This is a genomic window from Kistimonas scapharcae (assembly GCF_039540975.1).
Taxonomy (GTDB): domain Bacteria; phylum Pseudomonadota; class Gammaproteobacteria; order Pseudomonadales; family Endozoicomonadaceae; genus Kistimonas; species Kistimonas scapharcae.
The window spans coordinates 61,641-75,676 of the sequence record NZ_BAABFL010000112.1; the positions used below are offsets into that span (position 1 = coordinate 61,641).

Consider the following 14,036-nt stretch of genomic DNA (forward strand, 5'->3'; position numbering starts at 1 on the left):
CAGGACGCCAGTGATCAACGATTGTTGACCGCCGGCGCCATCCAATCAAATACCATTGATTTCGACCATTCAGCCACCAGTTCAAAATGGGGAACCAGTACTGAGTCACGCCACCACGCATCCTGCTGGACCGGCAGGTAGGAGGCTATTCCCACCAGAGTCACCACCAGCAAGCTACCGCGCAGTCCGCCAAACACCATACCCAGGGAGCGGTCAGTGCCGGTCAGGCCGGAGAATTCCACTAATTTACCAATCAGGGTATTAATAATGCCGCCCGTAATGAGGGTCAAAATGAAGAGAATGGCGGCAGCGGCGATGACACGCAGTGAGGGCGTTTCAATATAATTCGCAAATAGAAGCGACAGAGAACCACTGAATAACCAGGCAATGATCACCGCCGCAATCCAGGTCAGCAGTGACAACACTTCCCTGAAAAAACCCCTGCGAAGACTGATCAGGCTGGAAATGACCGTAATCCCTACAATAACCCAGTCAACCCAGGTAAACGCCATAACGAAGATCCTGTCGGGCAATAACACCGCTCAGGTCACCTGGCCCGGTGGTGACCTATCGCTGAAAAGAGTGTGAATTACACTACAGGGTGGAAGATTTACCCTGTACCGCATGGCAAGGGATTCTAACAAAGAGACAAGAGTGAATATAGAGACTCGACCCGCGATAAGCCCTTATAGCACGATCACGGGCGATACCTGACAACCAGGCCTTCCAGCTCATACCCTTTATCAAGTTCAGTCAGCAGGGTTTCTGCCTTGTTACGAACCAGTTCAGGGCCGACATAGACACGCACCACGGATTTCCCGTCGGACAAAGTCACCGTGCGCAGATAGGCCCGGTAACCATCCTTACGGAGCCTATCCCTCAATGCTACTGCGTTTTCCTTTTGCACAAACGCGGCCAGTTGCAATGTCCAGCTGACAGGGATGTGATCAGCACCCAGCTCGGGGACGGCATTATCTTTCGCCGCCAACTCTTCATCATCCACTGGCTCTTCAGGCAGAGCGGGTAACGGCCTGTCAATCTCCGCGACATAAGCAGGGACTTCCGGCACGGGTAATGGCGGCGGTATCTGGGCAGCTTCATCATCCCGGAATACGGCATCATCAAACAGCAGCGGGTAAAGTAGCAGACCTGCTGCGATCAGCACCGCTGCGCCGGTGATACGTTGTTTCTTAGCCAGTTCCATGGTTGCCGCCAGTCTCATTGAGCAAACCCGGCCATTGTAACCGGTTTATTGCACAAAATTGGAGTCTGTCATTCATACTGCGCTTGACGTTCCCGATCCTGCAGGTGCTGAAGACTTTCTGAAACCGTATGGAACGAACCGAATACCACAACCGTATTGGTTTCATCATCGACTTCAAGCGCCGCATCTAAGGCATCGGCCACATTTTCATGACATTGAACCCGTTGCCCACGACTGATCAGGTGGTCTGCCAGTGTTTCTGCGGGTAGTGCCCTCGGCCCATAACCGACAGCCGCGACATGCCATTCGTTGAAAATGTCATTAAACCCATTCACAACACTGCCAAAATCCTTGTCGTCCAACATAGCCAGTACGGCTGTAAGACGTTGCTCAGACATCAGCGTCTTCAGACGCTCGGCGAGATACTGTGCCGCCTGGGGGTTATGAGCAACATCCAGGATGACAGTCACCTCCCGGCCATCCTGACGGCGAACCTGAAGCTTCTGCATGCGCCCCGCAACGGCTACTTTAGTCAACCCCGCATTAATCGCAGAGACAGATATTGGATACGGCAACAGCTGAATAGCCTCAAGGGCGCAAGCTACACTGGTCAGCGGCAGCTCAGGTTCAACCAGGCCAGACAAAGTCACCTTTTCACTCGCAGAGCCCGTGCCTCGGAAGATTAATCCTTTATTGCATCGCTCAATTGCAAAATCGTTTTCCCGCAGAAAGGGTTTCGCCCCAATTTTATCAATCACTGAGAGCAGGCTTTGAGGGACAGGAAAGTCACCGAACAACGCCGGTTTCTCACGCCGATAAATACCCGCTTTCTCTGCGGCAATCGTCTCAATGTCATTGCCCAGCCACTGCTGATGATCGAGTGCAACAGTGGTAACAATGGCAACATCAGGCTCAATGATATTGACGGCATCCAACCTGCCTCCAAGACCAACCTCTAACAAAAGAACATCCAAGTCGCTTTTGCTGAAAATGACCAGAGCAGCCAGAGTGGCAAACTCAAAATACGTCAGGAATGTATCGTCCCGCGCAGCATTGACCTGCTCAAAGGCCTCGCAAAGCTGATGATCGGAAACCATTTCCCCCTTGATTCGGACTCTTTCATTGAAACGCAAAAGATGAGGCGATGTGTAGGCCCCAACAGTCAAACCACCTTCGCTCAACATAGCATCCAGCAAGGCAACAGTACTGCCCTTGCCATTGGTACCCGCCACTGTAATCACCGTGGGCGCTAGCTTTTCTGGCAACAATCGCCTAGCTACTTCCCCAATGCGGTCGAGCCCCAGTACCATATCATGCTCGGGGCGCTGCGCTTCCAACCATGACAACCAGTCAGCAAGTGAATCAAATGACATAAGGCATTCCCAGCACTAAAAAATCGCATGAAAGAGAGGCAGGAAACAAGCGTTCGGGAGGAAAAAGCCTGTGGCACAAGATGCCACAGGCCAATGAATCAGCTATCGAAAGCGGCATCCTGTTCAGGATCCGCTGCTGTAGCAACAACCACTTCTCCCGATTGATGGCGCATCATACGCGATAACATCCGGGCAATCGTTGACCTCATATCATGGCGGTGAACAATTTTATCAATCGCGCCATGCTCCAAAAGGAATTCACTGCGCTGAAAGCCTTCCGGCAGTTTCTCACGCACGGTTTGTTCAATCACCCGAGGGCCAGCAAAACCCACCAGCGCCTTGGGTTCGGCCAGGTTAATATCGCCCAGCATGGCAAGACTGGCTGAAACACCACCATAGACGGGATCGGTCAACACAGAAATAAACGGGATACCCGCCTGTTTCATACGTTCCAGCACAGCACTGGTTCTGGCCATCTGCATCAGAGAGAATAACGCTTCCTGCATCCGGGCACCGCCACTGGCAGAAAAGCAGGCCAGCGGGATATTGTGCGCCAGGCAATATTCCCCTGCCCTGACAAACTTCTCTCCTACAACCGCACCCATGGAGCCGCCCATAAAGGCAAACTCAAATGCTACAGCAACGACCGGAACTTCATTGACCGTGCCCCGGAAGCAGATAGCCGCATCTTTTTCACCGGTCGCCTTCTGCGCCTGGATCAGTCGATCCTTGTACTTTTTGCTGTCACGGAACTTCAACCGGTCTTCCGGCTCCAGCTCGGCGAACATTTCCAGACGATCCTCGGAGTCATCCAGAAAACGCTCCAGACGCACCCGCGCAGAGATTCGCATATGGTGGTCACATTTTGGGCATACATCCTGGTTACGTTCCAGCTCAGGACGATAAAGAATGGCATCACATTTGACGCACTTCTTCCACAACCCTTCAGGCACATTACTTTTTCCCGTCTTTTTTGCATCCATACGGGAGAGAGATGGAATCAGCTTGTCTAGCCAGTTGCTCATAGACCTTTCCTGTAAGCCCGTGCCTGTCATTCACTGGTGAACCGGCATCCGCTTCGATACCGGTCATTCAGGGAAAACAGGTTAGCAGGCATCCATTCTGCTGCGCATTTCCGCCAGCTGCTGTTTTACGGCCTTGCCGCCCAACGCCGGCGTTGCTTCTGCAGTGAGTGTTTTAACCAGCGCGGTGCCGACAATCACACCGTCAGCCACCTGACTGATGGCCGCAGCCGTATCACCATTATGAATACCGAAACCCACACATACTGGGAGTTTCGTCATTGTCTTGATGTGTGCGACACGTTCACGGACACCGTCCACATCCAACGTTGCCGCACCGGTTACCCCTTTCAAAGAGACATAGTAGACATACCCGCTGGCCGCCTCACAAATATGACGGATGCGCTCATCAGGCGTTGTCGGCGCGAGCAGATAAATCGCATCCAGCTCATAACGACCCAGCGCTTTCAACAGCTCTGCTGAATGTTCCGGCGGACTGTCCACCACCAGCAGGCCATCAACACCCGCCTCGGCTGCAGCCTGGGCAAACTGTTCATAGCCCATGATCTCGACCGGATTAAGGTATGTCATCAATGCAACCGGTGTATCATTATCGGTTTTACGAAATTCGGAAACCATTGCCAGAACGTCAGCAAGTGTAACGCCCTGTGACACACCGCGCTCATGAGCAGCCTGAATTACCGGGCCATCAGCCCCGGGGTCAGAAAACGGCACCCCCAGCTCAATGACATCAGCGCCTGCCGCCGCCATTTCAAGCATCAGGTTGACTGTATAGTCTTTTTGCGGATCACCTGCGGTAATGTAGGGGATCAACGCCTTGCGCCCCTCACCCTCAAGACGGGCAAAGCATGCCTTAATACGACTCATAATCAGTGCCCCCTCTTACAGCTTGATGCCGTCAATTTCTGCAACGGTATGGATATCCTTGTCCCCACGACCGGACAGGTTCACGATAATGTTCTGTTCCGGCGACATCGTTGGCGCCAGTTTTTTCACCCAGGCCAACGCATGACTGCTTTCCAGGGCAGGCATAATGCCCTCATAGAGGGTCAGATCGCGGAATGCCGACAAGGCCTCATCATCATTGACGTGAACATATTCAGCCCGGGCAGATTCTTTCAGCCAGGCGTGTTCCGGCCCTACGCCAGGATAATCCAGCCCGGCGGAAACTGAATGGCTTTCAATAATCTGACCCGCATCATCAGACATGATGTAAGTTCTATTGCCGTGAAGAACACCGCGACGTCCCGCACTCAAACGAGCCGCATGACGACCGGATTCAATGCCTTCACCGCCGGCTTCCACACCGTAAATTTTGATGTCAGTGTCATCAATGAACGGATGGAAAAGCCCCATCGCATTGGAACCACCACCTACGCAGGCCACCAGCGCATCAGGCAACCTGCCTGTCATATCCAAACACTGTTTCCTGGCTTCGCGCCCAATAATGCTCTGGAAAGTGCGCACCATTTTCGGATAAGGATGAGGGCCAACCACTGTGCCCAGCAGGTAGAACGTATTATCGATATTGGTGACCCAGTCACGCATGGCTTCGTTGATTGCATCTTTCAGGGTCTTGGCGCCCGCTTCTACCGGCACAACCTCCGCCCCGAGCAGTTTCATACGATATACATTGAGCGCCTGTCGCCGCACATCTTCGGCACCCATATAAACCACACATTCCAGACCCAGCCGGGCTGCGACGGTTGCCGTTGCAACACCGTGCTGACCGGCACCGGTTTCGGCGATAATCCGGGTCTTACCCATCCGTCGCGCCAGCAGCGCCTGACCAATGGCATGATTGATTTTATGAGCACCGGTATGGTTAAGGTCTTCACGCTTGAGATAGATCTGCGCGCCACCCAGAAGATCCGACCATCGTTCAGCATGATAGAGTGGTGAAGGACGCCCGACATAGTGGGCGAAATCCTTATCCATTTCTGCCAGGAACGCGGGATCCTTGATATAGGTTTCAAAGGCTTCTTCCAGTTCCTGTACGGCAGGAATCAGGGTTTCGGGGGAAAATCGCCCACCGAACGGGCCAAAATAGCCCCGCTGATCCGGCATGCTGTAACGGGTTTTCTCAGTCTCCAGAGACATTATCTACCTCTCTCATGAATGCCCTGATAAGGGCTGCATCCTTAACGCCTTTTTCACACTCAACACCACTGCTCACATCCACACACCAGGGTTTCACCCGGGTGATGGCCTCACCGATATTGTCAGGCCGTAAACCACCGGCCAGCATGACCGGACAGTTCAGCCCTTCAGGGATCAAATCCCAGTCACACAATTCTCCGGTTCCACCGAATGCATCAGGATTGTAGCTGTCGACCAGGAATGCACTGGCACCCGGCCAGGCATCACTCACCGCGGCATAATCCTCCCCCTGACGCAGACGAAGCGCTTTGATGTAGGGCAATCCCCACTGCCGGCAGAACTCATCATTTTCATCGCCATGAAACTGAATAGCATCGAGCGGAACGCGGGCCAGCACTTCATCCAGCCAGGCTGCTGCCGGATTCACAAAAACGCCGACAATAGCGACCTTTCCCTTCACTTCAGCCGCAATACGACTCGCTTCTTCAGGTGTCACGTAACGCGGACTAGGAGCATAAAACATTAGACCAATGGCATCTGCGCCGGAGTCTACCGCCACATTTGCCATCTCAACGTCCCGTAAGCCACAGATTTTGACACGAGAACGTCCCTTTCGCGTGGTGCAGGTCTGGTAAGTTTCTGCGTCAAACAGCATGCCGGAACCTTGAGCAATTCTTATTTACGGGTTTAACAACGGGGCGATAAAACCGGGCCCCAAGGCTTCTTCAGGCAGATCAAACTCTGCCGGGTAAATCACATTAACGAAATACAGGCCATAAGGAGGCGCAGTCACCCCTCCCATTCGTCGATCTCTGGCCTCAAGGACGTCTCTAGCCCAGACGGGTTCTCGCTTACCACAACCAATAGCCATCAAAACGCCGGCAATATTGCGCACCATATGGTGAAGAAACGCATTGGCCTGAATATCAATCACCAACAGGTCGCCAAAACGTTTAACACTGAGGCTGGTAATTTCCCGCACAGGGTTCTTCGCCTGGCACTGAACGGCACGATAAGACGTGAAATCGTGTTCGCCGACGAGGTAACGGGCCGCCTCAGCCATCCGCTGCTCATCCAGAGGACGGTAATTCCAGGTCACGCCCCTTGGCAATATCGCCGGCCTGACGGGGGTATTGTATATCACGTAACGATAGCGTCTGGCCAGCGCAGAAAAACGGGCATGAAAATCAGTGCTGACCGGCCGTACCCAGCGCAGGGCAATGCTGTCCGGCAAATGGGTATTCGCACCGAAAACCCAGCTTCGCTCTGTACGGTCAGCCGGTGAGTCAAAATGGATAATCTGTCGGCAACCATGGACGCCGGCATCGGTCCTGCCTGCACACACCACAGATACAGGATGGTTTGCAACAAAACCCAACGCCGCTTCAACATGCTGCTGAATCGTTGGAAGCCCTGACTTCAGGGATTGCCAACCGTGATACCCGGCACCATCATATTCCACACAGGCCGCATAACGCTGGCCGTCACTCATTACGTCCAAAACAGATCTCGTCAATGTTTATTTGGGCGCCAGACTCAGCAACTTGCACTGAAAATCGCCCGCACAAAAAAGGCCAGTAATCATACCAGCCTTTTTCGCTACAGCAGAGTGCTTGAATCAGGAATCAAAGCTTTTTCAACAGGCTATCAGCCTCCTGTTTCTGGGCATCATCACCTTCACGGACGACCTCCTCAAGAATATCCCGGGCGCCATCCTGATCCCCCATCTCGATATAGGCCCTGGCCAGGTCAAGCTTGGTGGCCGTTTCGTCGGTTTCCTCCAGGAACTCAAGATCTTCATCCAGCTCGGTCGCGTCCTCACTCGCACCGACTTCGCCGGAATCGTCGACCGCTGACAAATCGTCGGAAAGATCCAGAGAATCAAGATCCAACCCCTCAAGGTCCGATTCATCATTACTCTCAACGGCTTCTGGCTGCAAGGCGCCATCCAGATCAGCCTCCCCCAAACCCTCAGAGAGATCAGACAGATCCGTGTCCAGAGAAGCCATCTCAGCATCCAGATCAAACTCAGATTCATCAAGTTCGATCTCATCGGATGACGTACTGCCCTCACTGGCAGCCTCTTCGAGATTTGCTTCCAAATCATCATCCAATTCAAGGTCAAGATCCCCTAGATCCAGCGCATCTTCTTCGGACTGCTCGCCCAGGGTCGATGCGGCTTCTACCGCCTCAAAGTCGTCATTAAGCGCCAGATCATCAAGCTCAACGATATCGTCTCCAATAACTGCCGCTGATGCTTCTTCTGCAGGCGCCTCGACCTGAAACTCCTCCGCATCCAAATCAAGTGATATATCGTCAAGGGATTCTACTTCAGTCGCCGGTGATTCAGAGACGGCTGAATCATCCAGCTCAAGGTCTAGAGCAATATCATCATGTTCATCTGTGCCTGATTCTTCTAGCACTTCATTGCCATCCACACCATCCAGCATCAAATCGTCTGTCAACTCACCGATATCTGACACCACCTCGTCATCATCCAGGCTAAGACTGATCTCATCAAGATCCGTAATATCGTCCAATCCATTGTCAGAAGCGGTTTCACTGGTCGTATCATCGAGACCAAGGTCAAGCTCCAGGTCATCCAACCCATCGATAGACAAATCGTCATCGTCAATCTTGTCAGTATCGAGTGATGCCTCAACATCAACAGCATCGATACTCTCATCAATGCCGAGATCATCATCCAAAGCCAGATCCAGCGTATCCTCAGACGCGAGATCTGATGACGCTTCCTCCACCACGGAGTCCAGACTGGTATCCAAGTCAATATCAGTGCTGGTCAGCTCATCGGTTAACGCTTCCAGCTCATTCAACACATCTTCAGGTTCGAAATCTGCCAGCGTTGCATTGGCAAACTGCGACTTCAGCGCCTCAATTTTCGCCTGCGTAGCTTCATCGACATCACCCAACGCACCCAGTTGCTCCCTGAAACCATCAAGATCATCCATACCCGCCTGGATCTCCATCAGCTTCAGACGGTAACCCGCATTCCCGGGCTCAGCCTCAACAGCTTTGGTAAGTATTTCTGCAGCCTGCTGGAAACGCCCGTAGTCCGCGTAGACATCAGCTTCAGCCATCACGCCGCCTGTGGCTGTTGATGCAACCTGCTGATTCAGCAGGTCCTGATCAATTTCCAGGTCAGCATCCAACTCCAGTGGCTGTATACCAGTGCCACTGGCAGCTTTTGTCGATGCCGCCGCAGCAGGGCTTAACCCAGTGCCGAGGTCAATCTGTCCGTTTCCTACAGGAGAAAACGCTTCCTGATCATTCAGGGAGTCCTGGAAAACATCTTCGGCCTGCGCACGCCGTCGAGCAACGAACATCAGACCCGCGACAATAAACAGCACCCCCACCCCAGCGATCCCCATGTATAACGGGCTATCAAGAAACTCATTGATGAGGGATTTTTCCGGTTTAGCCTTTGTGTCATTAACTACGTTGTCAGGCTTTACCGAAGGCTTACTGTCAGAGGGATTCTGTTGCCCCTGCCGCGTCCCACTATCCGCCACCTGTTGCTGGGTTTCGCCAGACTCAGTGTCAGCCTGATAATTGTAATCAATTTCGCCATTGGCAGGAGGAGGCAAGGTCGTCGGTGGATCCATCCGGGCGATATCCCGAGGCGGCTCTGGCGGGGTAAGCGTTTCACCCGCGTCCTGCTGCCCTATACCCTGTATGGCGATCAGCTCATCATTTTTAAGCGAAATGAGTTTTTCCAGCGTCCCCAATTGCTCAGTCAGCGCATCCAGCTTATCCCTGAGTTCTGCATTCTCACGGGTTAGCAGATCAATTCGCTCGGAGCTTAGTGCCAATTCATTTTCCAAGGCTCTAACACGGGCAGAATCACCACGACCTCCGCCCTGATCAGCCCCGTTACCACTTCCACCATCACCGGAAGAGACAACCGTTAGCCGGCCATCGTTCTGACGTTTTCCAGGCTTATCATCAACGGCTGAGCGACGGGCGGCATCCAACTGTCTGACGCTACCTTTCCAACTGGAATTCTGTTGAGCGACTCCGGCAATGGCACCCGCTTCGCTGAAATCTCGCAGCATGACACGATCAGGAATACGCAACACACTGCCCTGCTTGAGCATATTGATGTTGCCATTAATGAAAGCACCGGGGTTTTCTGCCTGAATAGCCAGCATCATTTGCTGTGGTGACACCGATCGATCCGGACGGAACCGCAAGGCAATATCCCAGAGCGTTTCATCCTTGTTAACCTTATGGGAGCCCGCCGGTGCCTTAGAGGGGGGGAGAAAAGAATCAGATGTCGAGCGGATGGGCGCAACAGCGTCAGGAATACGTTGATAGCGGTTGACGCTGCCACCCTGATACTTTGGCTTACGTGCAACCTCTTCAGCAACACGAGCACTGAACGAAGGCGGATCCAGCAGCAGCGTATATTCACGCAACAGTCGTCCACTGGGCCAATGCACTTCAACCAGGAAATTCAGGAAAGGTTCAACCACCGGCTTACGGCTGGTGATACGGACAGTCGTCCTGCCGTCATCATGGACGACCGTTTCAAATTTGAGGTCGGATAAGAAAAATGGCCGTTCCACCCCCGCACGTTTGAAATCATCCCGTGTCGCCAGGTTCGGCAATATTTCAGTATTGGACAGCTCCCTGACCTGAACCAGTTCAATTTCAGCATCAAGCGGCTGATTCAGATACGAGTTAATCGTAATCTCCCCCAGCCCGAGCCCGATTGCAGGACCCGCAGAAATCGCCCCAGTGGCAGCCATGGCCACTATCAGCTTGCGTAGCATGATCCCCTATCCCTTGATTATTATTGTCGCTCGACCTGGCAATCCGGTATCACGGTTGAGACCGGTAAAACCTGCAAAGCCACATGATTCTGATCATTATGCCCCGATCAGGCCGAGGCTTCTCTTTTATTCTCAATAAGTTATCATTCTGCGAAGGATTTTATCAATAGCTCTGCGATCTGAATGCTATTGAGTGCAGCACCTTTTCGTACATTATCTGACACAATCCACAGATTCAGCCCCCGCTCACAGGAAATATCTTCGCGAATTCTTCCAACATAGACCTCATCCTGACCGGAGCAATCTCCCACTGGCGTCGGATATCCACCGGCTTCCTGCTCATCCAGCACCGTGACACCAGGTGCGTTTTCAAGCAATCCACGTGCATCTGCAGCCGTGAGCTGTTTTTCTGTCTCAATACTCACCGACTCAGAATGCCCATAAAAAACCGGCACCCGGACACAGGTAGGATTCACCTGGATCGTTTCATCACCCAATATCTTCCGGGTCTCCCACACCATCTTCATCTCTTCCCGGGTATAGCCATTCTCTTCAAAGTGATCGATATGTGGAATCACATTAAATGCGATCTGTTTGCTGAAAACATCGGCTTCAACCGGCTTGGCGTTAAGTAAACGGGCTGTCTGGTCCGCCAGTTCCTTCACGCCTTTCATACCTGCACCGCTGACAGCCTGATAAGTGGAAACGGTGATCCGTCGAATAAATGCTGCATCATGCAAAGGCTTGAGAGCCACCAGCATCTGGATGGTTGAGCAATTGGGATTGGCAATAATATTGTGATTACGGTAGGCATTGATCGCCTCAGGATTCACTTCCGGCACAATCAGGGGAATATCCTCCTGATAACGAAAATGCGAGGTATTGTCGATCACTACACAGCCTGCCGCAGCGGCCTTGGGAGCATAGTCAGCAGAGACATCACCACCGGCAGAAAACAGCGCTATTTTCACCTGAGAAAAATCAAAATCAGCAAGATTTTCAACCCGATGGGCGCGATTGCGAAACATCACACTACCACCTGCGGAACGCTCACTGGCCAGCGGATACAACTTGCCAACCGGAAACTCACGCTCTTCCAGGATCGACAACATTGCTTCACCCACAGCACCGGTGGCACCGACTACAGCAATATCATAGGTTGAACTCATCAATTATCATCCAGCATTTACAACGAAATCAGCCACCTATATACCCTTTTTCAGGTCAACAAATCCAGCAGCAGGCCACAAAATACTCACAGCCTAATGCAACGTCCCTGTTACACCAGAGAGTATGATCTCACGACTCCAGGAGAATTCTCAGCATACGGCGGAGCGGCTCAGCCGCCCCCCAAAGCAACTGATCACCGACTGTGAATGCGGACAGGTATTCCGGGCCCATATTCATCTTGCGCAGTCGACCTACCGGCACGGTTAATGAACCACTCACTACCGCTGGAGAAAGGCGCTGCATACTGTCTTCACGATGATTTGGCACCAGCTCAACCCAGTCATTTGCCTGGGCGATCATGACCTCAATGTCGGCCATTGGAATGTTGCGCTTCAACTTCAAGGTCAACGCCTGGGAATGGCAGCGCATGGCACCGACACGAACGCAGATACCATCCAATGGAACTATCTGATTGAGCCCCAGGATTTTGCTGGTTTCCGCCTGCGCCTTCCACTCCTCCCGACTTTGACCATTTTCCATTTCCCGATCGATATAGGGAATCAGGCAGCCAGCCAGCGGCACACCAAATTCGGAAACCGGAAAACCACCTGAACGAATGACATCCGTGACTTTTCGGTCAATATCCAAAATGGCAGCGGCAGGATCCTGCAGCTCCGCCGCTACGGTATCCCGAATCACGCCCATTTGGCTGATCAGCTCCCGCATATTGCGCGCACCAGCACCGCTGGCGGCCTGATAGGTCATGGCACTTGCCCATTCCACCAGCCCTTCGCGGAAAAGGCCGCCCAGCGCCATCAGCATCAGGCTGACTGTGCAATTGCCCCCCACAAAGGTTTTGACGCCCTGTGTCAGCCCCTGCCTGATCACACTGTCATTCACCGGATCCAGCACAATGATACTGTCATCGTCCATTCGCAGCTTGGACGCGGCATCTATCCAATACCCGGTCCATCCGGATGCCCTGAGCCCCGGATAGACATCACCGGTATAGTCACCGCCCTGACAAGAGATGATGACATCCATCTGCGCCAGCGCCTGCTGATCACGGGCATCTGCCAGAACGGGCACCTCACGACCAATATCCGGACCCGGCTGCCCTTTCTGTGATGTAGTAAAAAAGGTGGGCTCTACCCGATCAAAGTCGTTTTCTTCGAGCATCCGCTGCATGAGTACGGATCCCACCATACCCCGCCAACCCACCAGACCAAGCTTGATCATGCAATAAACTCCCCACACCTCTGTTGTTTATATGGCTGCCGCTACTGCATCACCCATCGCCTGGGTTGAAACCTTTTGCAATCCATCTGACCAGATATCTGCTGTACGCAAGCCGGCATCAAGTACCTTACTGACCGCTTGCTCTATGGCTACAGCAGCTTCTGCCTCAGCAAAGGAGTAGCGCAACAGCATGGCCAGCGACAGAATAGTGGCCAGCGGATTGGCAACGCCCTGCCCTGCGATATCCGGTGCGGAGCCGTGTACAGGCTCATACAGCCCCTTATTGTCAGCATCGAGCGAAGCGGATGGCAGCATACCGATGGAACCGGTCAGCATGGCGGCACAGTCAGACAAAATATCACCAAACATATTACCGGTTACCATGACATCAAACTGCCTTGGTGCGCGTACCAGCTGCATGGCGGCGTTGTCGACATACATGTGCTCCAGCTCAACATCCGGGTATTTCTTTGCAACCTCTTCCATGATTTCTCGCCAGAGGACGGTAACCTCCAACACGTTGGACTTATCGACAGAACAAACCCGACCACCACGCTTGCGTGCAGCTTCAAAGGCGACTCGCCCAATGCGACGGATTTCAGATTCACTATAAACGTAGGTGTTGTATCCCTGCCGCTCACCATTTTCGAGCGTACGAATACCCCGGGGTTCCCCAAAATAGATACCGCCGGTCAACTCGCGGACAATCAGGATATCCAGACCGCTGACCACATCCGGTTTCAGCGTTGAAGCCGACGCCAGCTGCGGGTAGAGAATGGCCGGACGCAGGTTGGCAAACAAATTCAGGCTTGAACGCAAGCCCAGCAACCCTTTCTCAGGACGCTTCGATGTTTCCAGGTGATCCCACTTCGGGCCACCGACTGCCCCCATCAGCAATGCATCGGCGGACATCGCCTTGTCGAGGGTTTCCGCCGGGAGCGGGTTACCTGTGGCATCAATAGCCGCGCCCCCCAGCAATGCCTCATCAACAGAAACGGACAGCCCAAATTTCTCTTTGACCTTGTCCAACACCTTCAGCGCTTCGGTAACGATTTCCGGACCAATGCCATCACCAGGCAACACCAGTAACTTTTTCATTTTTCTATCAACTCCT

At 53.0% G+C, this 14,036-nt stretch carries 12 protein-coding genes; all 12 read right to left on the bottom strand.

Translation table 11 applies throughout. From position 1 onward, the window contains the following. Positions 1-14 precede the first annotated feature (14 nt). Positions 15-512, bottom strand: coding sequence for a CvpA family protein (locus tag ABD892_RS06575; protein ID WP_345194627.1), 498 nt, complete (start codon positions 510-512; stop codon positions 15-17). A gap of 185 nt (positions 513-697) precedes the next feature. Further along, positions 698-1,222, bottom strand: a complete 525-nt coding sequence (locus ABD892_RS06580; protein ID WP_345194628.1) for an SPOR domain-containing protein — start codon at positions 1,220-1,222, stop codon at positions 698-700. 50 nt (positions 1,223-1,272) lie between these two features. Continuing rightward, positions 1,273-2,577, bottom strand: a complete 1,305-nt coding sequence (gene folC, locus ABD892_RS06585; RefSeq protein WP_345194629.1) for a bifunctional tetrahydrofolate synthase/dihydrofolate synthase — start codon at positions 2,575-2,577, stop codon at positions 1,273-1,275. 98 nt (positions 2,578-2,675) lie between these two features. After that, positions 2,676-3,602 carry an acetyl-CoA carboxylase, carboxyltransferase subunit beta gene (gene accD, locus ABD892_RS06590; RefSeq protein WP_345194630.1) on the bottom strand — a complete coding sequence of 309 codons (927 nt, stop codon included), beginning with the start codon at positions 3,600-3,602 and terminating at the stop codon, positions 2,676-2,678. An 81-nt stretch (positions 3,603-3,683) separates the two neighbouring features. Next, positions 3,684-4,487 (bottom strand): tryptophan synthase subunit alpha, encoded by an 804-nt coding sequence (gene trpA / locus ABD892_RS06595; RefSeq protein WP_345194631.1) that lies wholly within the window; start codon positions 4,485-4,487, stop codon positions 3,684-3,686. A 15-nt stretch (positions 4,488-4,502) separates the two neighbouring features. Then, the gene (trpB, locus tag ABD892_RS06600) at positions 4,503-5,720 is read right to left on the bottom strand and encodes a tryptophan synthase subunit beta (RefSeq protein ID WP_345194632.1); all 1,218 of its coding nucleotides are present in this window, start codon (positions 5,718-5,720) and stop codon (positions 4,503-4,505) included. Further along, positions 5,704-6,375, bottom strand: coding sequence for a phosphoribosylanthranilate isomerase (locus tag ABD892_RS06605; RefSeq protein WP_345194633.1), 672 nt, complete (start codon positions 6,373-6,375; stop codon positions 5,704-5,706). Before ABD892_RS06605 ends, trpB begins: the two co-directional genes overlap by 17 nt. A 24-nt stretch (positions 6,376-6,399) precedes the next feature. Then, positions 6,400-7,212 carry a tRNA pseudouridine(38-40) synthase TruA gene (gene truA / locus ABD892_RS06610; protein WP_345194634.1) on the bottom strand — a complete coding sequence of 271 codons (813 nt, stop codon included), beginning with the start codon at positions 7,210-7,212 and terminating at the stop codon, positions 6,400-6,402. Between the two features lie 133 nt (positions 7,213-7,345). Continuing rightward, a complete protein-coding gene (locus ABD892_RS06615; RefSeq protein WP_345194635.1) occupies positions 7,346-10,513 on the bottom strand; it encodes a FimV/HubP family polar landmark protein in 3,168 nt (1,055 codons plus the stop codon). A 143-nt stretch (positions 10,514-10,656) separates the two neighbouring features. Next, on the bottom strand, positions 10,657-11,682 hold the full coding sequence (locus tag ABD892_RS06620; RefSeq protein ID WP_345194636.1) for an aspartate-semialdehyde dehydrogenase: 1,026 nt from the start codon (positions 11,680-11,682) through the stop codon (positions 10,657-10,659). 130 nt (positions 11,683-11,812) lie between these two features. Beyond that, positions 11,813-12,922: an aspartate-semialdehyde dehydrogenase gene (asd, locus tag ABD892_RS06625; protein ID WP_345194637.1), complete on the bottom strand. Its 1,110-nt coding sequence runs from the start codon at positions 12,920-12,922 to the stop codon at positions 11,813-11,815. Positions 12,923-12,949: 27 nt separating this feature from the next. Continuing rightward, entirely contained in the window at positions 12,950-14,020 is a 1,071-nt protein-coding gene (gene leuB, locus ABD892_RS06630) for a 3-isopropylmalate dehydrogenase (protein ID WP_345194638.1), read from the bottom strand. Positions 14,021-14,036 lie beyond the last annotated feature (16 nt).